We start from the raw sequence: 26,634 nt of genomic DNA on the forward strand, positions 1-26,634 counted from the left end.
ACATTAACCAAACCGTTTCAGATCGAACGGCGAAAGATCGATCGACGTTTCCTGCCTGCGTATCAGTTCAGAGACGCATTTGGCGGTAATCGCCGATGTCATCAGGCCGTTATGGCCGTGCCCGAAGGCATAAAAGAAACCGTTGCCTCTTTCCACCTGGCCGATGGCCGGTAGGCCGTCAGGTAGCGAAGGGCGCACGCCCATCCACGGCTTGGCACCCTCAATGTTCAAGCCGGGTAGGTATTTCTGCGCAAGGCTGCCGAGCATGTGCGAGCGTTGAGTGTTGGGTGGGGCGCTGGCCGAGCAGAATTCCGCCGTACCGGCAAGCCGCAGCCCATGGAGCATCGGCGTCGCCGCAAAATAGGGTTCGCCGAACACGACCGGCCGGGTCAACTGAATGCCCGAGGACGGCAGCATCAGATGGTAGCCACGCTCACTCACCAAGGCTTTGCGGTATCCGTAGCCGGCCAACAACTGATCAGAGGCGTGACCCGCGCACAGCACAACTTTTGAGGTGCTCAGCTTTTGTGAAGGGGTGATCAGGGTCCAGTCAGCGTTCTCACTCTGCTTGATGCTCAGCACCTTGTCCCGGATGAACCGAGCCCCGCCTCGTTCGAGTTGCCTTGCGTACAGCAGGCCAAGGCCTTGAGGATCACTACAGCGCCCCGAGTGGGCGAACTGTATGGCGCCCACCAACTGTGGCGTCAGCGCCGGTTCCAATGCCAAGGCTTCTTCGCGCGAGAGGGTAGTGACATCAACCCCATGATCCCGCCAGGCGGGGATAGCCTTCTGCCGTGTAGCGAATGCTGATTCGGTGCGAAAGGCAATCAGGCCGCCTTCCTGCGTCAATAGGTGGTTAGCCTCAGCTTTGCTGGCGAGCTCGGCAATGCACGCCTGAGAGCGAGTGATCAAACTGGCCATCGCGTCTACGGTTTTAGCGTAGGGTCCCGGCTTCAGTGCGGAAACAGCTCGCATCGACCAAGGAATCATCTTGCCGAAGTAGCTGGGTTTGATAACCAGAGGTCCTTCTTTATCCAGCAGAAGCTTAGGTAACTTGAGCAACAGGTCAGGGGTTGCTGGTGGAAAGATGTTCGCTTGGGAAAGGTAACCTGCGTTACCTGCCGAGCAACCTTCCATCGCAGGCGAGTGGTCGATAACGGTGACCTTGAAGCCGTCCAGCTGTAGCTGAAGAGCGACCGAAAGTCCTACGATTCCCGCACCGATGACGACGACGTCATTGCAGGCGTTCAAGTCTGGCTGCTGCATACACTGTTCCTAAGGAGCACGGCTTATTGTGGACGGTTCACCGGCCTGAGCCGGGAACCTGATGTTGTGATCAAGGTGCGCGCGTATGGACAAAGTTTTACAGAAGCCTCGGTAGGAGGCATAGTGATAATAATTGAAGGAAAAGTATTCCAAAGCGAGATAGGACATGAACGTCACGTTCAAGCAGCTTGAGGCCTTCATTGCGGTCTGCGATCACGGTACCTTCGACGGCGCCGCCCGGCATCTAGGATTGGCGCAGTCTGCGATCTCCCGGCAGATCCAGGAGCTGGAGCAGTGGTTCGGATTCGATCTGTTCGATCGTACGGGGCGCACGGCAAAACCGAATGCGATGGCGCGTGAAGTTGTCGCGCAAGCTCGATTCGTTCTGCTTCAGCGAGGTGTGTTCGAGAGCTGCTTGATGAGTAGCGAGGTCGTCAAGCGCAAGCTCAGAATCGGCATCACGGAGCTGACAGCGATGGCCTGGTTGTCCAGCATCATTCAGGCGATTTCCAGAGAGTATCCGCAAATCGTCGTGGAGCCGGTCGTCGAGATGAGCGCAGGTCTGAAGGACCTGCTGCTGGCCGGGCGGCTGGATGTCGTCGTGCTTCCGGACGCGTTCGTACAAGAAGGGCTGGTCAAGCGACCTCTGCAAGCCATTGCGAATCGGCTGTATTGCTCTGCTGATTTGAAGCTTGATCGGAACAACGTCGATATCACGCTGTTCGAGCGCCACACACTACTGTTCGAAGGAAAAAAATCGGGCTCCGGCATGCTCGTCAGCGAGTGGCTGAAGGCCAACAATGTAAAAACCCTCAATCTGATGTCGTGCAACAGTATCGTCGCCATGCTGGGCCTGACCATTTCAGGCCTCGGTGTTGCGTTCATCCCGCCCATGATCGCCGCCAGCTGTGTTCAGAGCGGGCAGTTGATCGAGCTGCAGATGCACCCAGAGCCACCGTGCATCCCCTACGTGGTCGTCGCGCGTTCAGACTCCTTCACTCCGGTGCTGCGGCGTATTTCAGAAATCATTGGTGAAGTGTGTAGCTCGGCAAGCACGGTGAGCATGTCGTTCGGTATCGATGTCGCGCGCGGGGTATGAAGCATGTCCAACATCAAGCAGATAGAGGCGTTCTACTGGACGGTCAAGCTGGGCACGCTGCAGCGTGCTGCCGTAAAGTTGTTCATCACCCAGTCAGCCATTACCAAACGCATCAAGGAGCTGGAGAAGCAAGCGTCGGTGTCGCTGTTCGACACCAATGCGCAGAAATCCGCGTTGACCGGCAAGGGTGAAGAACTCCTCGTCGCAGCGGGTGCGGTGCTGGAGAGTTTGCAGCAGTTGGATGAAATGCGTGCGTCGGCCCAGCGCACCATCAGAACGATCAGGATCGGAATTTCCGAGTTGGCGACCCTGACCTGGTTCTCGCGCTTCGTCCAGCAACTCAACAGTATCTATCCCCACATAGCCGTGCTCCCTGACGTGGATATTTCGGCCCGGCTCCAGCAAAAAATGCTGGCTGGGGAGCTGGACCTCATTGTTGTGCCGGTGGATTATGTTTCCGCTGAAATGGAATCGCTGCTCATCGACTCGGTGGATTTCACGTGGCTTGCACCTCCCGGTTCGTTCGTGGACGGGGTGCCGGTCACGGTCAGAGAGCTCGCTCGGCTACCCGTCATCATTCAGGGCTCACAGTCAGGGATCACGACACGCATCGAGAGCCTTTTCGCACAGGCGGGTGTTGATTTCAAAAAAGTGTTCGGCAGCAACAGCCTCTTCGCCCTCGCTGCGCTGATTCGCGCAGGAGTGGGTGTGAGTTGCATTCCAAAAATACTCTTTGAGGACGATATCGAGAGCGGTCTGTACCAGGAGGTGATGCTATCGTCCGGCGTCTCGCCGGTGGATTATCATTTCGCTTTCATGAAACATGATCAGCAGGCCTTGGGCTACACGCTCTCAAGCCTGGCGCGCGAATGTGTGAAATCGTACCTGGAGAGCCTACGCAAGTCCTGATAAAGGCGTGGGTGCAAGCCGCCTCACTGGGCGCCAGGTTTCCCGGCTCTATAGAGTTGCGGAATATTGGCATGCAGTGGGGTGCGGCTCCATGCCCTTCTTCACACCGCCCCCATTTATGGCCCGAGAGCCTGCTTCAGCGCCAATTATCACTCACGGTCATACCCGAATTCTGCCATCAAAGCGCCTGTTCGGAATTTTCCTGCGCACCAGCCTATCTGATTAAGTCGTTGTTATTAATTGGAATAAACGTTTCATCAGCCACTGCACTCTGCGGCTACCGTAGGAGCACGAGCAGGTTTGGGCCGTTGACACGACGGTAATACGGTATTACGGTAGTACTCCAGGCCGCCCCGCCGGCTGAAAATAACTCCAACAACCTGGGAAATGGTGTGCGTATGTCTCAGCAATCTCTTCGTACCGGTACCAAAGTTCATCGAATCGCCGTCGTCGACGGGCCGAACATGACGAATTTGGGGGCGCGCAACAAGCGCGTATACGGCCGTATCAACTCCCTGTCCGATTTGCAGTCCTATGTGGTTGAGACCGGGCAAAAGCTTGGTGTAGAGGTTGAAGTGTTCGCCTCGAACTACGAAGGCGCCATCCTTGAATTTATCCATGAGTCCGCCTCGCGCGTTGACGGCTACATCATCAATCCGGCTGGCCTCACCGTAGTCGGCGAGGCTACTCGGCACGCGCTCGAAGAAACGCAAAAGCCCGTAGTCGAGGTGCATTTTGCTAATATCGTCTGTCCGCCAACCGCCCCGCGTGGTCTGCCAGGTGGGCCTTGGGAGTCTAAATTCAGTCGTTCCGCAACCGGTGTCGCGATGGGACTGCGTCAGTACAGCTACGTCGCAGCTTTGACCGGGTTGACCTTGGCACTGGATGACGAAACCTTCCTGGGCGCGCCAGCAGTGGCATAAATTCGTAAACCTAGGATCTCGAAATGACTCAAAACCCTTTTCTTCAACTCGCAGCGCCACTGAGGCAGCAGACAGCTGATCTGTTGCGGGCAGCAATCGTGGCGATGGAGTTTAAGCCTGGTGAGCGTCTGATCGAGACACGGTTGTGCGAACGCTTCGATGTCAGCCGGACTGTCGTCCGGGAGGTGCTTCGGCAATTGGAGGCCGAAGGGATTGTAGAGATGATCCCCAGGCGTGGCCCGCGTGTCGCGATACTGACGGAGAAAGACATTCGGGATCTCTATGAACTTCGGGGTGTTCTTGAGGGCTTGATTGGCCAACTGTTTGCGGTGAGAGCCTCTGCTGCGCAATGCGCCGAAGTGGTCGCGCTGACCGAGCAGATCAGTGGCTCCCTTGAACACCTCCCTGTCAGCGAACGAACCCAACTTAAAGATAGGTATTATCATGTCCTGCTGGCCGGGGCGGATAATGAGGCCGTCGAGCGCGCACTGCGCGCAATTCACAGCCGAACTGAGTTGTTACGTGCTTACACCCTTAATTTGCCAGGCCGAGCATTGCGAAGCGTCGAAGAGATCAAGCTGATCTCTGATGCCGCCGCAGTGAAACGGGACCCCGTTGCGGCCAGAGAAGCATGCGAGAAACATGTGCAAGCCGCCTACGAGGCAGCAAAGGATGGGTTTCACGTGCTCAACCAGGTAAGTGGTGAGTGACGGTCACACGCGCATAGGTGCCTGTGATGTCTGAAATATTGAGCTCCGCTTGGGTAAGCCAGTGGCTGGAGACAATTGCACAAGATAGAGAGCTGTCGCATATCGGGAAGCTCTCTCGCTTTGCACTCAAGCTCAACGTGGGCGGTACTACCGCTTGCTTTAAGTTCGTACAAGGGCAATTCGAATTTTTCGAAGGCGTGTTGGCGCCGGACTTGGATGTCGTCGAGTTTGTGGGCAGTCACCCTGCCTGGGAGAAGATGCTCAAAGTGGTCCCGGACCCTCTGTATAGCGATTTTCTTGCAATGGAAAAAAGTCAGGAAGATTTCTCGATACCGTCGGAACGTCTCTACCTGCTGCGCCATTTGAGAGTGTTGCAAAGGCTTTTGACTATCGCTCCGCGGAGGGGGTAAAGATGGCCTATATCGAAGCTGTCATCGGTCGTTATTTACACCTCACTGTCGCTGGGGTCCAACAGCGAATCTTTTTCGAGGAAGCGGGGCAGGGCGTTCCCCTGATTTGCCTGCACACGGCGGGGGCGGATTCGCGCCAGTATCGCCAGTTACTCAACGACCCTGAAATTACCAAGTCTTTTCGGGTGATTGCGTTTGACTTGCCGTGGCATGGCCGGTCGTTGCCACCTGATCGCTGGTGGGAGCAGGAATATCTGCTCACGGCAAATGTTTACGCCGAGACGGTAGAGCGTTTTGCAGATGCGCTAGCGCTTGATCGCCCCATCGTCATGGGGTGCTCCATGGCAGGTTCGCTGGTGCTCGAATTGGTGCGCCGTAACGCCGAGAAATGGCGGTGTGTGATCGGGCTTTCCGGCGCATCCAATGTCAAGGGGCGGTTCCAGGACTGGTCGCTGGCGCCCGACATCAACGCTCAGCAAAGCGTCGCATCCTGGACGTACAGCCTGATGGCGCCCATGAGTCCCGAGGCGTCTAAAAGAGAAGTTTGGTGGATCTATAGCCAAGGCGGCCCGGGCATCTATCGTGGTGATACCTACTTCTATAGCCAAGACCTGGACCTGCGGGGTCGGGAGGCGGAGATTGATACTGCGAAATGTCCGGTTTACTTGCTGACCGGTGAGTACGACCACGCGTGTACAGTCTTCGATACCCAGGCCACCCTTGATGCTATTCCCGGTGCGAAGGGCGGGCGCATGGTCAATATCGGCCATTTCCCCGTGAGCGAAAATTACCCGCTGTTCAAAGAGTACCTGCAGCCCATTCTGGCTGACTTCGTCGATTGATCGACACGCCTGTCCCGCAATGGACAGGCAACCTTCAAAGGTTTCACTGCTCACGTTGTATCTTTACAGGTACTGACGCGCCTTCACGTATAACTATAAAAGGTGTTGGTATGATTGATCAGAATATAATAGAAGCGGCCCATAAAGCCTGTGAAGCGGATCGTGCCAAGCGTGACGGTGATCAGCAGGTTTCACAGCAAGAAAAAGTATTTTCCAAAATTAAGCGTCATATTATACCGATTGCCATTCTTGGTTTGTTTGTGGCTTTCATTGATCGTACAAATCTGAGCGTTGCCGGCCATTCGATGAGCGACAGCCTCAGTTTGAGTCCTGCTGCTTTTGGCTTGGCGGCCGGCCTGTTCTATCTCGGTTATATCCTCACTGAAGTTCCAAGCAATATTGCACTGCGTCGCTATGGTGCACGCAGATGGATTGCGCGGATCATGATCAGTTGGGGAGCGATCACCATGCTCACCCTGTTCGTCAATACTGCAGAATCCCTTTATCTTGCGCGCTTCCTTTTGGGTATCGCTGAGGCGGGTTTCTATCCAGGCATATTGTTCTGGATGAGTTTCTGGTTACCTTCCCGGTCGCTGACCCGAGCCTACTCGCTGTTCCAGTTAGGCATCCCCATTTCGTTGGCGCTTGGCTCTCTGGTGACTGCCCAGCTCCTGCGTATGGATGGGCTCGCAGGTATTCACGGGTGGCAGTGGGTGTTCCTGATCGAGGGCGGTGCTGCCGTGGTCATGGGCTTGTTCACCCTCAAATACATGGCCAATACCCCGGCAGAGGCCAAATGGCTTTCCGACGAAGAGAAGCGAATTCTGGCTGAGGCGCTTGCTCAGGATTCGGCGGCCGTCCATGAAACCGAATCGGGCCACTCGACTGCGCTGCGAGAAATATTCTCAAGTGGTGCTGCGTGGGCGTACTCCGCTTGCTACTTATTCATGATGATCGGTTTCTGGACGGTGACTTACTGGTTGCCGCAAATTTTGCAGGACAGGCTGCAAGTGGACACGGTGCAGGCGGGTGTCTTGTCCGCGGTCCCTTGGGTCATTTCCGGTCTGTCCTTGTTGGTCGTGTCCAAACGAATCGAGAAGGGCGCTTCGCTTGAGCGAGCCATGGTGGGTGTCCTGTTCTTTTGCGCTATTGGTTTCGTCTTGTCCAGTTTGGCCGCTTCCGCGACGGTCGCGTTCATCGGCCTGTGCATGGCTGCCTGCATTCAGGCTGCGGTACCCCTGCTTTTCAGTTTCCCATCACGTCACTTCGACGGTGCGCGGGCAGCTGTCGCACTGGCGATGGTCAACTCCGTAGGCAGCCTCGGCGGGTTCATCGGCCCGGTGCTCCTTGGCTGGATGAAAGGCGCTACAGGCAGCAACCAGGCCGGGTTGTTGGCAATGGCCGGCGCTTTCGTTATCGCCGGCGTCATTGCGGTGTTTCTCCCCAAAATACTTCGTGCTGCGAAGGCTGAAGCCAGCGCGCAAATCTGACTGCAACACCACGTTCAAATCACTGGAGGATCTGCAAATGAATCAAGAACTCTTCGAAATCGGGCTGAAAACTCGTCGGGAGGTGCTGGGCTCGGAGTATGTCGATGCATCGCTCCAAAACGCTGATGACTTCAACCGTTGCATGCAGGAGCACGTTACCCAGTATTGCTGGGGCGACGTGTGGAACCGTCCGGGTCTCGACCGACGTACCCGTAGTTTCCTGAATCTGGCCATGCTCACCGCACTGAATCGTCCGCACGAGATCAAGCTGCATGTCCGCGGTGCGATCAACAACGGCTTGAGCAAGGAAGAGATTGCTGAAGTGTTCCTGCAGTCGGCGATCTATTGCGGCGTACCGGCTGCTATCGATAGCTTCAAAATTGCCAAGGAAGTCTTCAAGGAAATGGGGCTCTGATTGCGTAGCGCCCATGCTCGGCCAGCCTAACGGCTGGCCGAGCCACTTACGGTTGGCCCCGAGGAGGCAGCTGGAAGGTGCTAAACATCCTTCCGGGTTTCCATTCGGGCAAGGTAGTCATAAAGCTTGCTGGCTTCAGGTGATAGATTCGCCTCACTGGCAACACCTACGAAAAGCGTCCGCTTAGCCCATTCATCCGTCAGCCGTACGGCTTCAAGCCGACTGCCCAGTAGCTCCTGGCGTACCGATCCGAATGGAAGGACGCCAATTCCCAGGCCAGCCTCGATCATCCTGCAAATGCCATCGAAGCTGCTCACCTGGATCCTGACCTTCAGCATTTTTCCATTCGCTACAGCTGCGTCGGTAAGGCGTCGGAGGAGGGAGCTGCCTTGGTTGAGGGCCACAAAGTCATAATCCAGTGCTGTCGCCAGGCTTGCCTCTTGATGGGTTGCCAGCGGGTGTCCACGAGGGACGAGCAACACCAGCTCATCTCGACGGTACACCTGTTTGACAAGCCCTTCAGAGCTTACGTTGTCCGCGAAGATACCAATGTCCGATCTCCCGTCGAGTACCGCCGCAACGATGTCATCGCTCAAGGCCTCTTCCATGCCTATACGGATGAGGGGGTTTTGCGCCAGGTAGCTTGCCAGATCCTGAGGCAAGAACTGAACCACTGCAGAGGTGTTGGCCGTCAAGCGCACGTGCCCTCTGACGCCCATCGCAAAGTCGTTCACATCGTAGGCCATGCGATTAACGCTCTCGAGAACTTGGCGTGCGTGGTCTGCAATGGCGCGGCCGGCTGCGGTAATTTCCATTCCGCGGGGTAGCCTCACGAAGAGTGCGCAGTCAGTGATCCGCTCCAGCTCGGAGATGCGCTTGCTGGCGGTCGACAGTGTCATATTGGCTCGAGATGCGGCCTGGGTCAGATTGAGCGTTTCCGCCGCGAATACCAGCAGGCGAAGAGAAAGCAGATCGATTTGCAAGAGATTCATCCGCGGCTCCAAGGCTTTCGATTATGGAAAGGGTACTGGAAAATTATGCAATTTTCATCCAGCAACACTGGGGGGATCATCTGACCATAACAATCAACAAAAACGGATTACGCCAATGACCTCTCCATTGAAAGGCATAAAGGTTATCGAGATGGGTCAGCTGATCGCTGGTCCTTTTGCTGCCAAGATCCTCGGCGAGTTTGGTGCTGATGTCATCAAGATCGAGCCGCCCGTCACCGGTGACCCTCTGCGCAAATGGCGCATGCTGCACGATGGCACTTCCGTGTGGTGGGCTGCGCAGTCTCGCAACAAACGCTCCGTGACGCTCGACCTCCGCCAAGAGGAAGCGCATGACGTCATCAAGCGGCTGGTCAAGGACGCCGACATCCTGATCGAAAACTTTCGCCCGGGAACCCTCGAGAAGTGGGGGCTGGGTTGGGAAGTGCTGCGGGAAATCAACCCTGGCTTGGTGATGCTTCGGGTTTCGGGTTACGGCCAGAGCGGCCCCTATCGTGACCTCCCAGGCTTTGGTGTGATTGGCGAGGCGATGGGCGGACTTCGCCACCTGTCTGGAGAGCCTGGCCGCACGCCTGTCCGCGTTGGGGTGTCGATTGGCGATTCACTTTCCGCGCTGCACGGTGTGATCGGCGTTCTACTGGCACTGCGTCATCGTGAGCAGAACAACGGCGAAGGTCAGCAGGTTGACGTTGCCCTGTACGAGTCGGTCTTCAACATGATGGAGAGCCTGATTCCCGAATATTCCGTGTTCGAGACGATTCGTCAGCCTGCCGGCAGCAGTTTGCCAGGCATTGCCCCGACCAATGCTTACCGTTGCAAAGACGGAAAGTATGCACTTATTGCCGGGAACGGCGACAGCATCTATCGCCGGCTCATGGAGAAAATCGATCGCATCGATCTGGCCGATGACCCTGAGCTTGCGCAAAACGACGGCCGGGTGCGGCATGTTGCACGCATCGACGCCGCCATTTCCACGTGGACTGCAGAGCGCTCTCTGGAAGAAGTGTTGGATGCCCTGAATGACGCACGCATCCCTGCAGGCAAGATCTACGACGCCGCCGATATCGCGAGCGATCCTCACTACAAAGCGCGGAACATGTTGCTTGAAAGTACGCTGGACGACGGTACGGCGGTTACGTTGCCGGGAATCGTCCCCAAGTTGCTATCGACACCGGGAGAGGTAAGCCGCAAAGCCCCGCGTCTTGGTGAACACACAGACGAGGTGCTGGAGGCTCATGGCTTCGATGCCAGCACCCGTGAAGTGTGGCGCAGCCGCGGCATTATTTGAAGTACGGAGTAGCCTGATGAAACGCCTATATATGCAGGAAGTCGCGACCCGTGACGGCTTCCAGAACGAATCTACCTTCATCGAAACTGCCGACAAGATTTCGATGGTGAACGCGCTGAGCCAGTGCGGCTACGCAAAGATTGAAGTGACCTCGTTCACTTCGCCCAAGGCGATCCCGGCACTGCGCGATGCTGAAGCCGTCATGCAAGGGATTGAACGCCATCCGGACGTCGAATACACCGTACTGGTGCCGAATGTACGTGGCGCAGAGCGTGCACTGGGGTGTGGCGTCGATGAAGCTAATTTGGTGATGTCGGTGAGCGAGCCACATAATCGCTCAAATCTGCGCATGACTCGGGAGCAATCGTTCCTCCAGCTCAAGGAAGTCGTTTCGGTGATTGGCGCTGGGCCAGTTGCGGTGAACGTTTCTCTGTCGACTGTTTTCGGTTGCCCTATGCAGGGTGATGTACCGGTCGATGAAATACTGGGGTGGGTTGATCGGTTCGCCAATCTAGGCGTTCGAGGCGTCACCCTGTGCGATACCACAGGCATGGCGTTCCCCTCCCAGGTTCAGACCTTGTCAGCGCAAGTGATCGAACGTTTCCCTGAGCTTCAGGTCACGCTGCACTTCCACAACACGCGGGGCATGGCACTGGCCAACACCGTGGCGGCGTTGCAGGCCGGCGTGGACCGTTTCGACTCTTCACTAGGCGGACTGGGCGGCTGTCCGTACGCACCTGGGGCCAGCGGCAATGTATGTACCGAAGATCTGGTGCATATGCTCCAGCTCATGGGCTACGACACGAATGTCGACCTCGACGGTATTCTCCAGGCCTCTGCGAGGCTCCCTCAATTGATTGGGCATCCGACCCCGAGCCAGATTTTGAAAGCTGGCAAGCGTCTGGATCTGCACCCGATTCCTGAGCACGTCAATACACTCGCCAAGCAAGTGGTCTCGAACGCAGCGCAGGGGGTCAAATGATCGATCATCTGGATCACCTCGTGCTGACGACGATCGACCTCGACGCATCCAAGGATTTCTACCTGCGTGTAATGGGCATGAAGTTGGAGTCTTTCGGTCAGGGGCGCATCGCGTATCGATTTGGCAATCAAAAAATCAACGTACATGTGCGTGGCAAAGAATTCGAGCCCAAGGCTCATTTGCCAGTGCCGGGCGCGTTGGACCTGTGCTTCATTGCCAGCCAAGGCCTCGATGCGGTCATCGAACACTTGCACGCGGTGCAGTGGCCAATCGTAGAGGGTCCTGTCCAGCGTACCGGGGCAACTGGCCCGATCAGATCAGTGTATGTCCGCGACCCGGATCTCAATTTGATCGAGATTTCCGAGTTGATCTAACGCTGTCGGACCATAGTGGTGAGGTGTCTTATGAATATTGTTTTTCTGGATGGGGCGAGCTTGCCGTATCCCATGGCGCGGCCCGCCCAGGCGTCGACCTGGACTGTGCGTGAAAGCACGTCGCAAGATGAACTGATTGGCGCCCTGGCCGGGGCAGACGTGGCAATCACCAACAAGGTGAAGCTCGGTCGAGTTCAGCTGGAGCAACTGCCAAATCTCAAGCTCATCTGTGTGGCCGCTACCGGGTATGACTGCGTCGATGTAGCTGCCTGCAGGGATCTGGGGGTGACGGTCTGCAATGCACCTGCCTACTCGGCCAACAGCGTCGCTGAAGCCGTTATCGGCTCGATTTTCGCGCTGCGCAGAAGCCTTTTTGAATATCGAGACTCCGCTACTTCGCGTTGGCCGACGTCCAACCATTTCTGTGTCCACGGCACCCCGATCCAAGACATCAAAGGATCGACCCTGGGCATTGTCGGCCGAGGCGATATTGGCAGCCGTGTGGCTCAACTGGCAGTGGGCTTGGATATCAATGTCATGTTTGCGGAACACCGCGGGGCGGCCCAGGTTCGTGAAGGCTACGTACCCTTTGAAGCGATGCTCGAAGAGGCTGACGCGATCTCCCTGCATTGTCCTCTCACCCCGCAAACGCGGCATTTGATCGGCGCGGAACAACTCGCGCGAATGAAGCGTGGCGCATTGTTGATCAACACCGCGCGCGGGCCCTTGGTGAACGAGCAGGCTGTGCTTGCCGCTTTGCAGTCGGGGCATCTTGGCGGCGCAGCATTGGATGTGCTCGATGTCGAGCCTCCCCAGGCCGATCACCCTCTGCTGAATGCAGAGCTGCCGAACTTGATCGTAACGCCACATGTGGGCTGGGCGAGTCAAAGCAGTGTCGCCCGCCTGGTCAATACCTTGCTCGCGAACATCGCTGCTTACGCATCGGACAAGGCAATCAACGTGGTGTCGTAAATCCCCTCAATCGAAAATCACAAGGTAGAGCGCCATGACAAAAACAATCAGCTCTTCGGCCGACCTCCCTGACCTTCCTGTGGTCAAACGTAAGCCGTTTTATCATCATCTGTACGTTCAAGTGCTGGCCGCGATTTTGCTGGGTATCCTGCTCGGGCATGTCAGTCCAGGCCTGGGCGAACAGATGAAGCCGCTGGGTGATACATTCATCAAGCTCATTAAAATGCTGATCGCGCCGATCATCTTCTGTACTGTCGTCAGCGGCATTGCTGGCATGCAGAACCTGAAAAAAATTGGTCGGATTGGCTTCAAGTCGCTGGTCTATTTCGAGGTTCTTACAACCTTGGCACTGATCATCGGCCTGGTGGGTGTGAACCTGTTCAAACCGGGCGTGGGGATGCATATCGACCCGTCTACGCTGGATGGCTCGGCGATTGCCAGTTACACAAAAGCCGCGCATGATCAATCCGTTGTCGGTTTCCTGACTCATATTGTGCCGACCACTGTATTCGGCGCATTCAGTGAAGGCGACATTCTGCAAGTGTTGTTCATTTCGGTGCTGTTCGCTTTCGGCCTTCAATTGCTTGGCCCGATCGGCAAGCCGCTGCTGGATACGATCGACCTGGTCGCCCAAGCCTTCTTCCGCATGCTCAAAATCGTCATGTACGTGGCACCTCTGGGCGCCTTCGGCGGGATGGCATTCACAATCGGCAAATACGGAATTGGCTCGCTGGCGTCGTATGGCCACCTGCTGATCTGCTATTACGTTACCGGTTTCGTCTTTGTCTTCGTGGTCCTGAACATCGCTGCGCGGCTGGCAGGCTTCAGCCTCTGGAAGTTTTTGAAGTACATCCGTGAAGAGCTGGTTCTGGTACTCGGTACATCCTCTTCGGAGTCGGCACTGCCCCGCCTGATGGGCAAACTGGAGAAGCTGGGCTGCGAAAAATCGACGGTTGGCCTGGTTGTTCCCTCCGGCTATTGCTTCAACCTCGATGGCAGCTGCATCAACATGACCGTGCTCGCGATTTTCATCGCGCAAGCACTGGATATCGATGTGTCGATTTATCACCAGGTCACGCTGCTGTTGATTCTCCTGTTGACCTCAAAGGGGGCGGCGAGCGTGACCGGTGGCGCGTTCATCACGTTGGCAGCGACCCTTGGCTCTATCGATGTGATCCCGGCTGCAGGTCTCGTCCTGGTCCTGGGTGTATACCGCTTCATTTCCGAAGGTGGCGCCTTGATCAACGTTATTGGCAATGGTGTTGCAGCGCTCTTTGTGGCGCGTTGGGAAGGTGTGCTTGATCGGGAGCAGCTCAAACGAGAGCTGGGTTAGGTTTGCGTTCCGGCTCTGTGCTCGCCAACCACGCTAGGTGAGCATGGAGCCGGCTCGCGACGTTTTGAAATCTTGCGAGGGCCACATGCCTTATCCGTTTCTGCAAGGTGTGAGTGTTGTCGAAAGCTCCGCTTTCGTGCCTGCACCGCTAGCAGGGCTAGCCTTGGCCCAATTTGGAGCCGATGTCATCCGCATAGATGCCATTGGTGGTGGAATCGACTACCGACGAGCACCCCGCGTACCTGACAGTGGCCGCAGCCTGTTCTGGGCGTCGCTCAACGCTGGAAAGCGCTCTCTGGCGATCGATTTTCGCCGACCAGAAGCCCGCGAGCTGGTGCAGGAGCTGGTATGTCGGACGGGCAATCTGCTCACTAACCGAGCTGCATCCTGGTTGAACCACAGCCTGCTGGTCGAGCGCAGGCACGACTTGATTTCTTGCCTGATCGAAGGAAACCCTGACGGGTCTTCAGTGATGGAGTGCACGCTGAGTAGTGCCACGGGTTTTCCGATGCTCGCTCGAGAAAACCAATGCGCAAGGCCAGTCAACAGCCAGCTACCGGCTTGGGATGTGGTCACGGCATACCAGGCAGCGTTTGCGTTTCTGGGGGCAATCAACCGTCGATTGGTGCGCGGTGAAGGGGCTTTGATCAAAATCGCGATGTCGGATGTGGCGTTTTCGACAATGTCGCATTTGGGGCTGCTAGCGGAAGCTGAGGTGCTCGATCGCGATCGGGGGGCAGTTGGAAACCATATCTATGGTGCGTTTGGGCGCGACTTTGAGACTGCCGATGGGCAGCGGTTGATGGTCGCTGCTATCACTGCCTCCCAATGGCATTCTCTGATTAGCTGCTGTGGCGTTGGCGGTCAAATAGGGCAATTGGAGGCGCAGCTCAACCTGGATTTCAATGATGAAATGCAGCGCTACGCGGGGAGGGAGTCGATCGTCGCTTTATTGGAGCCGTGGTTCCGTAGCCGCTCTTTTGCAGAGGTCGGACAGCGCCTGGATCAATTCAAAGTGTCTTGGGGTAAATACTCAAGTGTGAAGCAACTGCTCAATGATGACCCACGCGTCGGCTTGAGCAATCCCATCTTCGAGACGCTGGCCACCGAGGGCGTAGGCACTCACATCAGTGCCAAGCTGGCTGCCAGGTTCGAAGGGCTGGAGAGTACTCCAAATTCACCTGCTCCGTTGCTGGGCACGCATACAGACGAGGTGCTGCATGACGTCCTGGGCTTGTCTGGAATCGAAATAGCACGGCTGCATGACTCGGGGGTCGTGGCTGGGCCAGACGCCGATCCATTTGCCCGCGTGTAGGGCACGTTAACCGTCTTCGCTTTGTTGGTCGCAAAGCAAAGGGGCCATCTTGTATTGATGGCCCCTTTTTTTCATTCATGTGCGCGCACCTCGGCCTGGCGTTACAGTGCTCGCACGGCGGCTGCATTCAAGTCCGACAGGTTGGGGACACCGAGCAAGCCGAGATCACGCTTTATCTCGGCACAAACCAGCTCGATTGCACGTGAGACGCCGGCTTCGCCTGCAATGCACGCTGCATAGTTGAAAGGTCTGCCAATGAAGACGGCTTTTGCCCCAAGGCTCATTGCTTTGATGACATCGGTGCCACGACGTACGCCACTGTCCAGCATCACTGTTACATCGGGCACTGCTTCTACGATCTGTGGCAGCACCAGTAGTGGCGGTACGCTGCCATCGAGTTGGCGCCCGCCGTGGTTTGAGACGATGATGCCATCGACACCGATCGATCTCGCTTTCACCGCATCCTGTGGATTGAGGATGCCCTTGATGACGAGCGGGCCCTGCCATCGAGCCCGAATCCTTGCGACATGTTCCCAGTTCAAATGGCCTCGATCCGAGAAGTCGCGCAACACATTCTTCGACATGATAGGCGTGCCGCGGGTCGCATAGTTGTTCTCGAAGTGGGGCATGCCATGGTGATACAGCGTTTTCAGGAAAGTGCCGAACAACCAGCGCGGATGCGTGATGCCTTCCAGCGCAAGTCGCAAGCTGGGCCTCAGAGGCGTCGAGAAGCCAGCCTTGATATTGTTTTCTCTGTTGGCCGCGACGGGGGTATCGACCGTAAGCACAAGCGTGCGAACGCCTGCTGCAGCGATTCTGTCAATCAGCGCATCAATTTGCGCCTCATTCCCCGGCAGATATGCCTGAAACCAGGTTGAGGGTGCCTTTTCAATCACCTCTTCCAGACGGATCAGTGAGGATCCGCTCATGATGCTGGGTAGGGCAGCCCGCTCAGCAGCCTTGGCGAGCGTCACATCACCGCGGTAACTGGTCAGAGCAGCTATCCCCATCGGCGCGATACCAACAGGGGCAGCGTAGGCTTCGCCGAACAGCTCGATGGACATGTCGATCCGGGAAACGTTGACCAGCACATTGGGTACGAACCCGTACTCGCCGAACGCTGCCTGATTGGCCTTTACCGACACCTCGTCTTCCACGGCGCCCGATACGTAGGCATAGAGGGGCCCTGGCAGGCGCTTGCGGGCGACCGCTTCAAAATCGTGCAAGGATAGAAACCGGTTGAGATTGCTCACGTTCGACACTCACTTCTGCAGACGGTTTTAATTATGAGGGTCACGGTAAAGCCAGAACGTTTACCATTAAAGCGAATTAATTTATTCTTTTTTGTTCGCTTTTATGAAATAGAAGGGGTGTTCGATGACCTTGAAGCAACTGGAAGCCTTTTATTGGGCTGCCACCTGTTCCAGCTTCGCCATAGCTGCGAATCGGCTCAATATTTCAGTTTCCTCCCTCTCCAAACGGATCGTTGAACTGGAAGGGGCGCTGGGGACGGAGCTGTTCAATCGCTCATCCCGAAATGCGGCGGTCACCCCTGCCGCGCAACATTTGCTCCCTCACGCACGGGACCTGCTCACTCACGCAGGCCGCTTCCTGGACATGGCGAAGAGCAGTTCCACAATCGAGGGCCGATGCCGGTTTGGCGTTGGCGAGTTGACCGGCCTTACCTGGTTGCCTTCCATGATGGCAGCGATGCAAGCCGAACATCCAAACCTGCTGATGGAGCCCACTGTCAGCGTAGGCATGAAGATCGAGATGGCACTGGCGAATGCCGAGCTTGATTTCGCGCTGATTGCGGGCCCCTCGACACGGCCTGGCATTTCCTCTCACATTATTGGAACTGCCGAGTTCACCTGGGTAAGCCGCAAGGTGCTGACGTCAGGGCGCGATGTCAGTGCCATTGGCCTGGAGGACTTGCCCTCACTCCCCCTGGTGAGCCTCCCTGCTAGCGCAGGGACCGTGAGAATTCTCGACGATTGGCTGGCCGATCACGGCGTTACGCCGGAGCGCTCGATCATCTGTGAAAACTGGGGCGCAGTGGCAGGCTTGATTCATCACGGTCTTGGCCTGGGCTTCCTGCCGCGAGCGTGGGCCGAAGCACTCATCGCGAAGGGGGCCCTGGTTGCGCTCGATTCATTCCCGGCCCTGCGGCCGCTTCAATACACTTTCCAGTGGCGTCGTGACGATACACGCCCGTTGATAGAACAAGCGCGTTCACTGGCCATCAAGACCCTGAACTTCAGCGCGCCCGCCGGCCTGGTGTAAGTAAGCGCACCTCAATGTTTCCAAAAAGCGAACATAAAGCCAGAGAAAAATTCGCTTTTTCTTCAATAAATGGCGTCGGAGAATCGAGCTAACAAAAAAAATCAGAAAGGTAGGCCACATGTCCAACTTGAAACTGGATGTGCCTCAAGTGGTGAAGCCAACGCGTTTTCGTTGGATCGTCGCAGGCATGATATTCCTCGTTTACACAATCGCTGCCGCGGACCGGGCCAACCTTGGCGTTGCCCTTCCATTCATACGTAAAGAGTTCGAGATGTCCAATACGGAGGCAGGGGCACTGATCAGCCTGTTCCTGCTGGCCTACGCCTTGGCTCAGCTACCATCAGGATTTGCCTCGAGCCGGTTTGGCGTCAGAAAGATTCTTCCGGGTGCGATGATCGCAACTTCTTTGTTCACCGGTTTGGTGGGCACGGTAAGTTCGGTCATCGCCTTGAAAATTTATCGCGTGGGCTTGGGCCTTGCGGAGGGGCCGCTTCCTATCGGGATGACGTCCACCATCAACAACTGGTTTCCAGCTAGAGAGAAGGGCACGGCGACGGGTATTTTCCTGTCGGCAGTAAAGTTTGGACCGGTTATCGTTCCTCCATTGTGCGCCGTGATCATTGCAGTGTGGGGTTGGCGGGAAATCTTTTACTTCTTCGCTATTCCAGGGATCGTCCTGTCTATCGCCTGGTATTTCCTGATCACCAACACACCTTCCGAAAGCCGGTTCGTCAACAAGGCCGAGCTGGAATACATCGAGCATGACGAGGCGGTCGACAAGCCATCGCAGGCAGGTGCTACCGCCCCAGCGCGTCGGCGTGATTTCAGGATGCTGGATCGCTTCATCCGGGCGCGTCGTGAAGAACCGCTCGATACCAACCGCAGGGTGTTCAGATCCTGGAACATTTGGGGGTGCGCGCTGGGTTACTGCTTCCAGCTTGGCATTTCGAGCGTACTGCTGGCCTGGATTCCCACATACCTTGTGACGGTCAAAAACTATTCGCTGATGAACATGGGGCTGGTTTCAGCAGCACCCTGGGTCGGCGCTGTGATCGGCAACATTCTCGGCGGTTTCCTTTCTGACCGAGTGCTGGGCGGGCGCCGCAAACCAGGCATGATGCTGTCTGCCTTGGCTACAGCGGTCATGATGTATTTGTTGATCAATTCCCCAGCAGACCCGCTTCAGTACGGCATGCTGTTGCTACTCACCGGGATTTTGCTCAGCGTTGGCTACTCGTCCTACATGGTCTATCCCATGGGCCTGGCCACCAAGAAGACTTTCCCTATCTCCAGTGCCGTCGTGAACATGGGTGGGCAATTAGGCGGGGCAGCGACGCCTCTGATTACCGGCATCCTCCTCGACAGCCTTGGCTGGAACTACGTCTTCCTCTTCATGGCGATCAGTTCGCTCCTCAGCTTCGTGATCTTGCTCACGATATCCGAGCCCCTGGAACAGCAGTAGTGCGCGTGGGCGCTCAAGCATGGGCGCCCACTTCAGCTGGCTGGAACCCCCCTCTCACCATTATTGGAGTTGATCAAATGTCCTTGATCGGTCACCGAGTGAACCCGTGCCCACCTCTAGCCGACGTCGCAATCATCGAGGCGTTCAAGCGCGTGGTAACGCCGCACATAAGCGACAATCTGGCCCGGCATATAGGCGTACGTGGCCTCACGCGCATGAACACGAAAGGGAAGCTTGTCGGCACGGCCCTGACCATCAAGACCCGCCCTGGCGACAATCTGTATATTTACAAAGCGCTCCCGTTGATTCGACCAGGCCACGTATTGGTGATTGATGCCCAAGGCGATACCAATAACGCCGTCATCGGCGAATTGATAAAACTGTATGCAGAGTCAAAAGGCTGCGTAGGTTACGTGGTCGACGGCGCCATCCGCGATGTGGCAGCCTTCGACGCCACACCGCTGTATGCGCGAGCGGTGACACACTGCGGGCCGTATAAGTCCGGGCCTGGAGAAATCAATGTGCCGGTCAGCATTGGTGGGCAGATCATCAGCCCGGGTGACATCATCGTTGGCGATGAAGACGGTGTCGTCAGTTTCCCGCAAGCGGATGCCGTACAAATTCTGAAACTGGCGCAAGCCCACGAGGCGCTTGAAGAACGTGTGAAAGCTGAAATTGCCAGTGGCAGTGAAGCCCAAAGCTGGCTCGATAAATACCTCTGAGATTCGTTGGGCTTCGAACACCGGCTGCAGCAACAGCCCTGCCATAGCTGGCCGGAAAAGCCCGAATCCTGGCCTGGCATGCACCGGCGTCGGCCAGCGGACCCCGACGCCGGTCAGTCTAATGGGTGCAAGGCTTCAGCCGGCCGGTAGAAGAAGACGCTCACGTGCAAGGTGTCGCCTGATCGTGGCTTAGAAGCTGTTCTGCAGGTTCCCCGGTTTGCCCAGGTACTTCCGGACCTTGGCAACCTCCACCGCCTGCACCTCTGGAGCAGCATTTCCCCAACTGTTACGCACGTAGGTCAACACCGCTGCAATGTCGGCATCGCTGAGTTTCCAGTCGAACGAAGGCATGCCAGCACCGGTTACGTTTGCATCAGTTATCGCGGCTCTGCTACCGGACAGTACGGTTGTCACCAGGTTGGAGTGGCTTGGTGCACGAATCCCCGGATTGTCGGCGAAGGCGGTGACCATGCCTGGAATACCCTCACCGGCGACATTGTGGCAGGCCATGCAGTTGTACTCATACACAGCTGCACCACGGCGCATGACTGGCGTCGCTTGAGCAAGCGCTTTGGGCCTGGCGCTCTGTGAGCCTGGCAATGACAGCAGGTATACGGCAATCGCTGCTAGGTCCTGATCAGTGAAATACTGGGTCGAAAACTCGACAACCTCTGCCATCGTGCCTGATGCGACTGCCTGATGGTTGCTACCGGTCTTGAGGTACTGCTGGATCTGCTCGGCGTTCCAGGCCCCCAGACCGTGGTAACGCTCCCCGGTGATTTCGGGGGCATGGCTGCCCGCTACTTCGGCACCTTGCAGGTAGCGGCCAGTATCGCCGCCGAGCAGGTTCTTCGGCGTGTGGCACGAGGCACAATGGCCAGCACCGTCTACCAGATAACGGCCGCGATTCCATTGTTCAGACTGCGATGGGTCGGCCTGGAATGTTGAATTGTCGAAGAACAGCAGGTTCCAGCCGTGCATCGCCAGGCGAATGTTGTAGGGGAAGCCTAGCGTGTTCTGCTTAGCCGGCTGCTCGACAGGTTGCAGTGAGCGTATGTAGGCCCATAAGTCGTGCATGTCATCGTCATTGAAACGCACGTAAGCGTTGTAGGGCATGGCCGGGTACAACAGCTGCCCATCCTTGTGCTTGCCGTGGCGCACGGCACGGAAGAAGTCGCGCTCGGTCCAGTGGCCCAGGCCGGTGTTGAGGGCGGGGGTGATGTTGGTTGAATAGACCACGCCGAACGGTGTCTGCAAACCATAGCCGCCGGCAAAGGGCTTGCCGCCTGGGACACTGTGGCAAGCGGCGCAGTCGCCCTGAATCGCCACATAGGCACCACGGGCGATGGCGGCCGGGTCGGCGGGACTGGCCTGGGCGGCCGTGACCTGGTCGTCGGCGACATCATCGGCAGCGGTATTGTTGTTGCTGTACAGGGCGGCGGCCAGCCCCACCAGTGCCAGCGAGGCGACAGTCGCTGCCAGCAGTTTTTTCTTGCTCATGCCAGCTCTCCTCATGCTTGCACCAATGGGCCAGGGTTTTTCAGGTAGTGCTCGAGAATCGCCTTGGCGGTCCACAACGCCAGCGCACCGATGGTCACGGTGGGGTTATAGCCGCCATTATTGGGGAACGATGAAGCGCCAAGCACGAACACGTTATGCGCGGCCCAGGATTGCTGGTAGCGGTTCAGCGCGCTGGTGGTGGGGTCGGTGCCCATGACCACGCCGCCGTTGGTGTGAGACGAGTCATTGGCGCGAAATGGCGTGTAGTGATCTGCAGCGAAGTTGTAGGACTCGATGTGCTGGCCTCCGACGGCCTTGGCGATCTGCTCGCACTTTTGCCGGATGAACTCACCTGAGCGTTTGTCGTTGAGGTTGTAATCGAACGTCATGCGCATCAGCGGTCGACCGTAGTTGTCCTTGTAGGTCGGGTCCAGGTCGAAGTACATGTCTTCATGCGCGTAGCTGGTGCCTTGACCCTGGATCATCGCCCAGTTCTGATAGCTGTGGCGGAAGGCCTGCTTCCATCCCTTGCCCCAGGCCGGGGCGCCTTTTGGCAGTACGCCGGCCATGCCAATCGGCAAGCCGCTGTTGGATAACGACTGAATGCCCGCACCGCCAATGAACCCCAACCCGCTGTGGTCGAAGTTGTCGGCGTTGAAGTCGTCGATCTGAATCGCCAGGCAGCCGGTGTTCATGAACGGGTTGAGGTGTGCGTTCTCGAACCACAGGTAGGCATACGAAAGGGTCTGGAAGCTGTAGTTGCGGCCGATCACGCCGCGTCGTGTGCGCGGGTCGTAAGGCTCGCCGATGCCCGAGAGCAGCATCAGGCGCACATTGTCGAGTTGATAGGCGGCGACGATGACGATGTCGGCGGGTTGTTCACCACGCACGCCATTCTTGTCTACGTAGGTGACGCCGGTTGCGGTCTTGCCATCGGGCGACTTGTTGATATGCAGTACTTCGGTTTCAGTCAGCAGTTCGAAACTTGAGTGGCGCATCAATGCCGGCACCACGCAGGCGTTGGGGCTGCTTTTGGACCAGTTGCCGCAGCCGAACAGCTGGCAGTAACCGCAATAGGTGCAGGGCCCCATGCGTACCCCCAGCGGGTTGACGTAGGCCTGGGATATCGTCCCGGCAGGTACCGGGAACGGGTGGTAGCCCATCTGCGTAGTCTTCTCGCTGAAGATGTCGTTCCAGTGGCTCGGGACCAATGGCGGCGTAGGGAATTCACGGCTGCGTGAGCCCTCGAACGGGTTGCCGCCGGGCATGACCACGCCTTGGATGACACCTGCCTTGCCACTCGTGCCGGCGATGCGCTCGAACCGATCGTAGAAAGGCTCCAGTTCCTGGTAGGTGACACCCCAGTCCTGCACCTGCAGGCCAGGCAGCAAGTGGCCCTTGCCGTAACGCTCCACGGTCTTGCTGTAAGGCTCGAAGTCGAACGGGTTGAAGCGCCAGGAGGCTGCGGCCCAGTGCGTGCCTGCGCCACCCACATTGTTGCCGAGGGTGAGGTTGCTCCACTCGCGAACGGGCAGCGCCTCCTGACGGGCGTTGTTGCGTACGGTGTAGGTTTCCTGGCGCGGTGCCTGAAGAATTTCCCTGCGCGTTGCCCAGCGCAGCTCGTCGGTGTCCACCGAGGGTGGAAAGTCGGTGGCAGTGTCACGCCAGGCGCCGCGTTCGATGGCGACTACCCGCAGCCCAGCCCTGGCCAGTTCCTCTGCAATCACCGAGCCCGACCAGCCCAGGCCGATGACTACCACGTCCGCTTTAGGTCTTGTTGTTCTCATGCGTGTTCCTTGGTTCGCGCGCAGCCGGGCCCCGGCAGATGCCGTGACCGCCTTGCGTGAAGGGTGTGCGATATGCCGTGTTTCCGGTCAGACTGCCTTGTCGAGCAGGCTCACAGGTTCCAGGTGGAGTGGTTGGCCCTTTTTGTGGAGGTAGGGCCGGTAGTCGTAGCGTGCCCCCGGAAAACCGATCAAGCGCCAGCCCACCATGTTGCGGTTGCCGCCGTACATCGGGTCAGCCAGGTAACCTTCACGCACGTTCTGCAGCAGCAAAGCGAAGAACTCGGCATCCAGCGGCAATGGCAGGCGGTTTTGGCCGGCTTCCATGGCGCGAAGCAGGTCGTCCTGGCGGTCGGGTTCGAGTGCGCTGAACAACTTTCCGTACTGAGTGCGACAGTGCTCGCCCAGGCGTGCAAGGGCTTCACGGTAACGCTGGGCGGGGGTCAGCCGGAACTGCGGTCCTTGTTCTGCCGTACCTTGCTTGAAGGGGCCAAGGCGATAGGTGCTGGCCGCCTGGCCGTAGGGGCCCGCCAGCTGGCGGTCAACAAAGACCACGCAACCCGCCTGACTGGCACTCATGCCCAGTTCGTCTTCGGGAATGAGCCGGTCGAAGAGGGCGGCCACTTCGTGCGCTTCGGCAGCGGTGAAGTACACCAGTGCACCCGGGGTTGGCGGCGACGGCAGCGCATCAGCCTGGGTGCCGGCAGGGAAGTGGCTATCGGAACCTATCACGCCGGCGCTGGCGCTGCTGATCGCGCCAAGGGCGCTGATTTGAACAAGCGATATCAAGGCTTCACGTCTGTTCATGTCCATCATCCTCAGGACGTGCGTCGACCGCAATCGATGCGCTGGCACCGCGCGATGACGCATGAGTTATTGTTATCGGCTTGATGCAACGTTCGCCGCACACTGTGTGTACGGCCGGGCAGGCAGGTCCCCGGCACGTCACCGACGGGGCTGGACGTTGCTTCGAATCCAAGCGGAGCGAGTCTAGGGCTGCGACAGAACATCGCGCCACGATGCTTTTGATGGGTTTCCTTCAAAATTTTCGCAGGCTACTCTTGCGCGACTTATCGAACGCTGGACCACGGGGTAGGGCAGGTATGTCTTCAGAGGGCAAAGGGCAGGGGCGTGCGGCAGTCACCTTGAGCGATGTGGCTCGCTTGGCTGGTGTTGCGCCCATGACGGTATCGCGCTATCTCAACCAGCCGGAAACAGTGCGTGAGCCTACCCGCCTGAAAGTCCGCCGGGCCATCGAGCAGACCGGCTATGTACACAACCGCCTGGCCGGTGCGCTGAAATCCAGCCGGACTCGGCTGGTGGCGGTGGTGGTGCCGATGGTGACCAACCCGATTTTTTCCGACGCCTTCCAGGCGATCAACGAGCGCCTGGCCAAGGCTGGGTATCAGGTGCTGTTGGGTGTCTCCGGTTACCAGTGCGAGCAGGAGCAGGAGCTGCTTGAGGTAATCCTCAGTCGCCGCCCGGACGGCATCATCCTTACCGGCACCCTGCATACCACTACCAGCCGCAACCGCCTGCGGGCCGCCGGGGTGCCGGTGGTCGAAACCTGGGATTTGTCGGCCGAACCCATCGATATGTTGGTCGGGTTTTCCCACGAGCAGGCGGGCCGCGATGTTGCTCGGCATTTGCTTGGCCAAGGCTATCGGCATTTCGCCCTGCTCGCTGTCGACGACCCACGCGGCTTGCGGCGTGCCGACAGTTTCAGCAAGACCCTGGCAGAGGAGGGGGGCACTGACCTGTATCGGCGCACCTGGCAAGGCTTGCCTTCACTGGCGCAGGGGCGCGAGGGCCTGAGCGCCTTGTTGCAGGCTTTGCCAAGCGACCAGCCCGGGCCTTGCGTGGTGGTGTGCACCTCCGACACCATCGCCCAGGGTGTGCTCACCGAAGCAGCTTCCCGTGGCATTCGCGTGCCTGAACAATTGGCGGTGATGGGGTTCGGCGACATGGCATTCGCGGCTCACACCTTTCCCGCCTTGTCCACGGTCAGGATCGACGGCACGCTCATGGGCCACACGGCCGCAACGATGCTTTTGGAGCGCTTGCAGGGTGATAGCGTGGCGTCGAAAACGGTCGATATCGGCTTCGAGCTGGTGAAGCGGGAGAGCACTATCTAGCGGGGGCAAGCGCTGTTTGGCGGCTAAAAGATAACGTTACCAGATCGATTTTTTTCATTGAATCGTTGAAATCCTCTTGTCCATCTTGGCTCGATGAGCTAGGTTTTTAGCGGAAATGGTAACGATACCATTTGGCTGGAATGGATTCAGGATAAGAACAATGTCCAAGATAACCTGCGTTAGAACCTTGCGCCTGCCCGAGCGCCCCAAGCTGATCTGGCTGGAGATCGAAACCGATGAAGGGCTTATTGGCCTCGGCGAAACCTTTCGCGGTGCTGCCACCGTCGAAGCGGCGATACATGAACTCATTGCGCCAGGCCTGATCGGCAGGGATTCGCGGCAGATCGAGGCCATCGCCCTGGAGCTCACCAACCCCTACATCGGCTACCACAGCGCAAGCGCTGAAATCCGCGCCGCCAGTGCGGTCGACATTGCTCTGTGGGACCTCAAGGGACAGCGCCATGGAGTGCCGATTCACGAAGCCATGGGCGGTGCCTGCCGCGAGCGGATTCGCGTCTACAACACCTGCGCCGGCTACGATTTCAACACTCAGCAAGGTGCACGCCGCGAGATCACTGCGGCTGATCGTGCGCAGGGCCCCTATGACGACCAACTGGCCTTCAGTCGCGATGCTGGCGCCCTGGCGATCAGCCTGGTTGAAGAGGGATACACGGCCATGAAAATCTGGCCGTTCGACCCGTTTGCCCGCCAGCAAGGGGCCAACAGCATCAGCCTTGAAGAGGTGCGCAAAGGCTGTGAGGCGTTCCGCCAGATTCGCGAGGCTGTGGGGGATCGCATCGAAATCATGTGCGAGCTGCACAGCCTCTGGGACAGCACTGCAGCCCTGCGTATCTGCCAGGCATTGGAGGCCTTCGATGTGTACTGGGTGGAAGACCCGCTGTGCAAGATGGACGATGCCCAGGCCCTGGCGGACCTGCGTAACCGCACCCGGGTGCCGATCTGCGCCAGCGAGACACTCGGCGGCAGCACTGCCTACCGCGACCTGCTCAACGCCGGCAGCCTCGATTACCTGATGCTGGACCTGGTGTGGTGCGGTGGTTTCACCGAGGCGCGCAAGATTGCCGCGTTGGCCCAGGCCTACAACAAGCCCCTGGCACCGCATGACTGCACCGGACCGGTGGCGCTGTTCGCCGGCCTGCACTTGGGGCTGCATGCACCCACTGCTGTGCTGCAGGAGGTCGTGCGCGCTTCGCTGTCGACCTGGTATGGGGAACTGGTGACCCATCTGCCGCAGATCGAAGCGGGCTTCGCGCTCGCGCCTACCCTGCCGGGATTGGGGACGGCGCTGCGGCCGGAGACCAGGCAGCGTGCGGACGCAATCATCCGAGAAACCCACTGCTGAGTGGTTGCGGCGCAGCCGCTTGTCTGCGCCGCCAATCCGCCATCGAG

At 57.9% G+C, this 26,634-nt stretch carries 25 protein-coding genes; 19 read left to right on the plus strand and 6 right to left on the minus strand.

All coding sequences use genetic code 11. The features are described from left to right. Positions 1-3: 3 nt before the first annotated feature. The gene (locus tag DMX11_RS08155) at positions 4-1,266 is read right to left on the minus strand and encodes an FAD-binding oxidoreductase (RefSeq protein WP_110744027.1); all 1,263 of its coding nucleotides are present in this window, start codon (positions 1,264-1,266) and stop codon (positions 4-6) included. Positions 1,267-1,432: 166 nt separating this feature from the next. Between DMX11_RS08155 and DMX11_RS08160 the strand changes: the two genes are divergently transcribed. The 8 genes from DMX11_RS08160 (at position 1,433) to DMX11_RS08195 (ending at position 8,064) form a co-directional block, all read left to right on the plus strand. Then, positions 1,433-2,365: a LysR family transcriptional regulator gene (locus tag DMX11_RS08160; protein ID WP_110744028.1), complete on the plus strand. Its 933-nt coding sequence runs from the start codon at positions 1,433-1,435 to the stop codon at positions 2,363-2,365. Between the two features lie 3 nt (positions 2,366-2,368). Next, entirely contained in the window at positions 2,369-3,274 is a 906-nt protein-coding gene (locus DMX11_RS08165; RefSeq protein ID WP_110744029.1) for a LysR family transcriptional regulator, read from the plus strand. A 398-nt stretch (positions 3,275-3,672) separates the two neighbouring features. After that, positions 3,673-4,197 carry a type II 3-dehydroquinate dehydratase gene (locus tag DMX11_RS08170; RefSeq protein WP_110744030.1) on the plus strand — a complete coding sequence of 175 codons (525 nt, stop codon included), beginning with the start codon at positions 3,673-3,675 and terminating at the stop codon, positions 4,195-4,197. A gap of 23 nt (positions 4,198-4,220) precedes the next feature. Beyond that, positions 4,221-4,907 (plus strand): GntR family transcriptional regulator, encoded by a 687-nt coding sequence (locus tag DMX11_RS08175; RefSeq protein WP_110744031.1) that lies wholly within the window; start codon positions 4,221-4,223, stop codon positions 4,905-4,907. 26 nt (positions 4,908-4,933) lie between these two features. After that, on the plus strand, positions 4,934-5,317 hold the full coding sequence (locus DMX11_RS08180; RefSeq protein WP_110744032.1) for a hypothetical protein: 384 nt from the start codon (positions 4,934-4,936) through the stop codon (positions 5,315-5,317). 2 nt (positions 5,318-5,319) lie between these two features. Beyond that, on the plus strand, positions 5,320-6,159 hold the full coding sequence (locus tag DMX11_RS08185; RefSeq protein ID WP_110744033.1) for an alpha/beta fold hydrolase: 840 nt from the start codon (positions 5,320-5,322) through the stop codon (positions 6,157-6,159). A 110-nt stretch (positions 6,160-6,269) separates the two neighbouring features. Then, a complete protein-coding gene (locus DMX11_RS08190) occupies positions 6,270-7,649 on the plus strand; it encodes an MFS transporter (protein ID WP_110744034.1) in 1,380 nt (459 codons plus the stop codon). Between the two features lie 37 nt (positions 7,650-7,686). Then, on the plus strand, positions 7,687-8,064 hold the full coding sequence (locus tag DMX11_RS08195; RefSeq protein ID WP_110744035.1) for a carboxymuconolactone decarboxylase family protein: 378 nt from the start codon (positions 7,687-7,689) through the stop codon (positions 8,062-8,064). 80 nt (positions 8,065-8,144) lie between these two features. On the opposite strand, the gene DMX11_RS08200 is transcribed toward DMX11_RS08195, so the two are convergent. Beyond that, positions 8,145-9,056, minus strand: coding sequence for a LysR family transcriptional regulator (locus DMX11_RS08200; RefSeq protein WP_110744036.1), 912 nt, complete (start codon positions 9,054-9,056; stop codon positions 8,145-8,147). A 115-nt stretch (positions 9,057-9,171) separates the two neighbouring features. Here DMX11_RS08200 and DMX11_RS08205 point away from each other — a divergent pair, with 115 nt between their 5' ends. From DMX11_RS08205 to DMX11_RS08230, 6 genes are all read left to right on the plus strand, one after another. Beyond that, complete coding sequence (locus DMX11_RS08205) at positions 9,172-10,362, plus strand: CaiB/BaiF CoA-transferase family protein (protein ID WP_110744037.1); 1,191 nt, start codon at positions 9,172-9,174, stop codon at positions 10,360-10,362. Between the two features lie 16 nt (positions 10,363-10,378). Beyond that, positions 10,379-11,344, plus strand: coding sequence for a hydroxymethylglutaryl-CoA lyase (locus DMX11_RS08210; protein ID WP_110744038.1), 966 nt, complete (start codon positions 10,379-10,381; stop codon positions 11,342-11,344). Next, positions 11,341-11,718, plus strand: a complete 378-nt coding sequence (locus tag DMX11_RS08215) for a VOC family protein (protein WP_110744039.1) — start codon at positions 11,341-11,343, stop codon at positions 11,716-11,718. Before DMX11_RS08210 ends, DMX11_RS08215 begins: the two co-directional genes overlap by 4 nt. Before the next feature lie 30 nt (positions 11,719-11,748). Continuing rightward, on the plus strand, positions 11,749-12,690 hold the full coding sequence (locus DMX11_RS08220; protein WP_110744040.1) for a D-2-hydroxyacid dehydrogenase: 942 nt from the start codon (positions 11,749-11,751) through the stop codon (positions 12,688-12,690). Positions 12,691-12,724: 34 nt separating this feature from the next. Further along, entirely contained in the window at positions 12,725-14,023 is a 1,299-nt protein-coding gene (dctA, locus tag DMX11_RS08225) for a C4-dicarboxylate transporter DctA (RefSeq protein ID WP_110744041.1), read from the plus strand. 85 nt (positions 14,024-14,108) lie between these two features. Continuing rightward, positions 14,109-15,338, plus strand: coding sequence for a CoA transferase (locus DMX11_RS08230; RefSeq protein ID WP_110744093.1), 1,230 nt, complete (start codon positions 14,109-14,111; stop codon positions 15,336-15,338). A 101-nt stretch (positions 15,339-15,439) separates the two neighbouring features. On the opposite strand, the gene DMX11_RS08235 is transcribed toward DMX11_RS08230, so the two are convergent. Further along, positions 15,440-16,591 carry an alpha-hydroxy acid oxidase gene (locus DMX11_RS08235; RefSeq protein WP_110744042.1) on the minus strand — a complete coding sequence of 384 codons (1,152 nt, stop codon included), beginning with the start codon at positions 16,589-16,591 and terminating at the stop codon, positions 15,440-15,442. Positions 16,592-16,715: 124 nt separating this feature from the next. On the opposite strand from DMX11_RS08235, the gene DMX11_RS08240 reads away from it, so the two are divergent. The 3 genes from DMX11_RS08240 to DMX11_RS08250 all read left to right on the plus strand — a co-directional run bounded on the left by DMX11_RS08240 (position 16,716) and on the right by DMX11_RS08250 (position 19,805). Continuing rightward, positions 16,716-17,621 (plus strand): LysR family transcriptional regulator, encoded by a 906-nt coding sequence (locus DMX11_RS08240; RefSeq protein WP_110744043.1) that lies wholly within the window; start codon positions 16,716-16,718, stop codon positions 17,619-17,621. 118 nt (positions 17,622-17,739) lie between these two features. Continuing rightward, positions 17,740-19,083, plus strand: coding sequence for an MFS transporter (locus DMX11_RS08245; RefSeq protein ID WP_110744044.1), 1,344 nt, complete (start codon positions 17,740-17,742; stop codon positions 19,081-19,083). 77 nt (positions 19,084-19,160) lie between these two features. Then, positions 19,161-19,805 carry an RraA family protein gene (locus DMX11_RS08250; protein WP_110744045.1) on the plus strand — a complete coding sequence of 215 codons (645 nt, stop codon included), beginning with the start codon at positions 19,161-19,163 and terminating at the stop codon, positions 19,803-19,805. 189 nt (positions 19,806-19,994) lie between these two features. Here DMX11_RS08250 and DMX11_RS08255 read toward each other — a convergent pair whose 3' ends face one another. The 3 genes from DMX11_RS08255 to DMX11_RS08265 form a co-directional block, all read right to left on the minus strand. Continuing rightward, the gene (locus DMX11_RS08255; protein ID WP_110744046.1) at positions 19,995-21,305 is read right to left on the minus strand and encodes a cytochrome c; all 1,311 of its coding nucleotides are present in this window, start codon (positions 21,303-21,305) and stop codon (positions 19,995-19,997) included. An 11-nt stretch (positions 21,306-21,316) separates the two neighbouring features. Beyond that, on the minus strand, positions 21,317-23,092 hold the full coding sequence (locus DMX11_RS08260; protein ID WP_110744047.1) for a GMC family oxidoreductase: 1,776 nt from the start codon (positions 23,090-23,092) through the stop codon (positions 21,317-21,319). Positions 23,093-23,179: 87 nt separating this feature from the next. Then, the gene (locus DMX11_RS08265) at positions 23,180-23,896 is read right to left on the minus strand and encodes a gluconate 2-dehydrogenase subunit 3 family protein (RefSeq protein WP_110744048.1); all 717 of its coding nucleotides are present in this window, start codon (positions 23,894-23,896) and stop codon (positions 23,180-23,182) included. A 296-nt stretch (positions 23,897-24,192) separates the two neighbouring features. Here DMX11_RS08265 and DMX11_RS08270 point away from each other — a divergent pair, with 296 nt between their 5' ends. Together DMX11_RS08270 and DMX11_RS08275 are read left to right on the plus strand one after the other, a co-directional pair. Beyond that, positions 24,193-25,224, plus strand: a complete 1,032-nt coding sequence (locus tag DMX11_RS08270; protein ID WP_110744049.1) for a LacI family DNA-binding transcriptional regulator — start codon at positions 24,193-24,195, stop codon at positions 25,222-25,224. Positions 25,225-25,384: 160 nt separating this feature from the next. Continuing rightward, positions 25,385-26,587, plus strand: a complete 1,203-nt coding sequence (locus tag DMX11_RS08275) for a mandelate racemase/muconate lactonizing enzyme family protein (RefSeq protein WP_110744050.1) — start codon at positions 25,385-25,387, stop codon at positions 26,585-26,587. The last annotated feature ends 47 nt before the right edge of the window (positions 26,588-26,634 follow it).

This window comes from Pseudomonas sp. LB-090624, from assembly GCF_003205205.1.
GTDB lineage: Bacteria > Pseudomonadota > Gammaproteobacteria > Pseudomonadales > Pseudomonadaceae > Aquipseudomonas.

Bases quoted from the DNA above. Each gene is read 5' to 3' on its own strand.
- DMX11_RS08245 (WP_110744044.1), top strand. From the start codon at position 17,740: ATGTCCAACTTGAAACTGGATGTGCCTCAAGTGGTGAAGCCAACGCGT.
- dctA (WP_110744041.1), top strand. From the start codon at position 12,725: ATGACAAAAACAATCAGCTCTTCGGCCGACCTCCCTGACCTTCCTGTG.
- DMX11_RS08190 (WP_110744034.1), top strand. From the start codon at position 6,270: ATGATTGATCAGAATATAATAGAAGCGGCCCATAAAGCCTGTGAAGCG.
- DMX11_RS08275 (WP_110744050.1), top strand. From the start codon at position 25,385: ATGTCCAAGATAACCTGCGTTAGAACCTTGCGCCTGCCCGAGCGCCCC.
- DMX11_RS08265 (WP_110744048.1), bottom strand. From the start codon at position 23,896: ATGAACAGACGTGAAGCCTTGATATCGCTTGTTCAAATCAGCGCCCTT.
- DMX11_RS08260 (WP_110744047.1), bottom strand. From the start codon at position 23,092: ATGAGAACAACAAGACCTAAAGCGGACGTGGTAGTCATCGGCCTGGGC.
- DMX11_RS08215 (WP_110744039.1), top strand. From the start codon at position 11,341: ATGATCGATCATCTGGATCACCTCGTGCTGACGACGATCGACCTCGAC.
- DMX11_RS08210 (WP_110744038.1), top strand. From the start codon at position 10,379: ATGAAACGCCTATATATGCAGGAAGTCGCGACCCGTGACGGCTTCCAG.
- DMX11_RS08250 (WP_110744045.1), top strand. From the start codon at position 19,161: ATGTCCTTGATCGGTCACCGAGTGAACCCGTGCCCACCTCTAGCCGAC.
- DMX11_RS08240 (WP_110744043.1), top strand. From the start codon at position 16,716: ATGACCTTGAAGCAACTGGAAGCCTTTTATTGGGCTGCCACCTGTTCC.
- DMX11_RS08195 (WP_110744035.1), top strand. From the start codon at position 7,687: ATGAATCAAGAACTCTTCGAAATCGGGCTGAAAACTCGTCGGGAGGTG.
- DMX11_RS08155 (WP_110744027.1), bottom strand. From the start codon at position 1,266: ATGCAGCAGCCAGACTTGAACGCCTGCAATGACGTCGTCGTCATCGGT.
- DMX11_RS08205 (WP_110744037.1), top strand. From the start codon at position 9,172: ATGACCTCTCCATTGAAAGGCATAAAGGTTATCGAGATGGGTCAGCTG.
- DMX11_RS08255 (WP_110744046.1), bottom strand. From the start codon at position 21,305: ATGAGCAAGAAAAAACTGCTGGCAGCGACTGTCGCCTCGCTGGCACTG.
- DMX11_RS08175 (WP_110744031.1), top strand. From the start codon at position 4,221: ATGACTCAAAACCCTTTTCTTCAACTCGCAGCGCCACTGAGGCAGCAG.
- DMX11_RS08230 (WP_110744093.1), top strand. From the start codon at position 14,109: ATGCCTTATCCGTTTCTGCAAGGTGTGAGTGTTGTCGAAAGCTCCGCT.
- DMX11_RS08160 (WP_110744028.1), top strand. From the start codon at position 1,433: ATGAACGTCACGTTCAAGCAGCTTGAGGCCTTCATTGCGGTCTGCGAT.
- DMX11_RS08165 (WP_110744029.1), top strand. From the start codon at position 2,369: ATGTCCAACATCAAGCAGATAGAGGCGTTCTACTGGACGGTCAAGCTG.
- DMX11_RS08180 (WP_110744032.1), top strand. From the start codon at position 4,934: ATGTCTGAAATATTGAGCTCCGCTTGGGTAAGCCAGTGGCTGGAGACA.
- DMX11_RS08270 (WP_110744049.1), top strand. From the start codon at position 24,193: ATGTCTTCAGAGGGCAAAGGGCAGGGGCGTGCGGCAGTCACCTTGAGC.
- DMX11_RS08170 (WP_110744030.1), top strand. From the start codon at position 3,673: ATGTCTCAGCAATCTCTTCGTACCGGTACCAAAGTTCATCGAATCGCC.
- DMX11_RS08220 (WP_110744040.1), top strand. From the start codon at position 11,749: ATGAATATTGTTTTTCTGGATGGGGCGAGCTTGCCGTATCCCATGGCG.
- DMX11_RS08185 (WP_110744033.1), top strand. From the start codon at position 5,320: ATGGCCTATATCGAAGCTGTCATCGGTCGTTATTTACACCTCACTGTC.
- DMX11_RS08200 (WP_110744036.1), bottom strand. From the start codon at position 9,056: ATGAATCTCTTGCAAATCGATCTGCTTTCTCTTCGCCTGCTGGTATTC.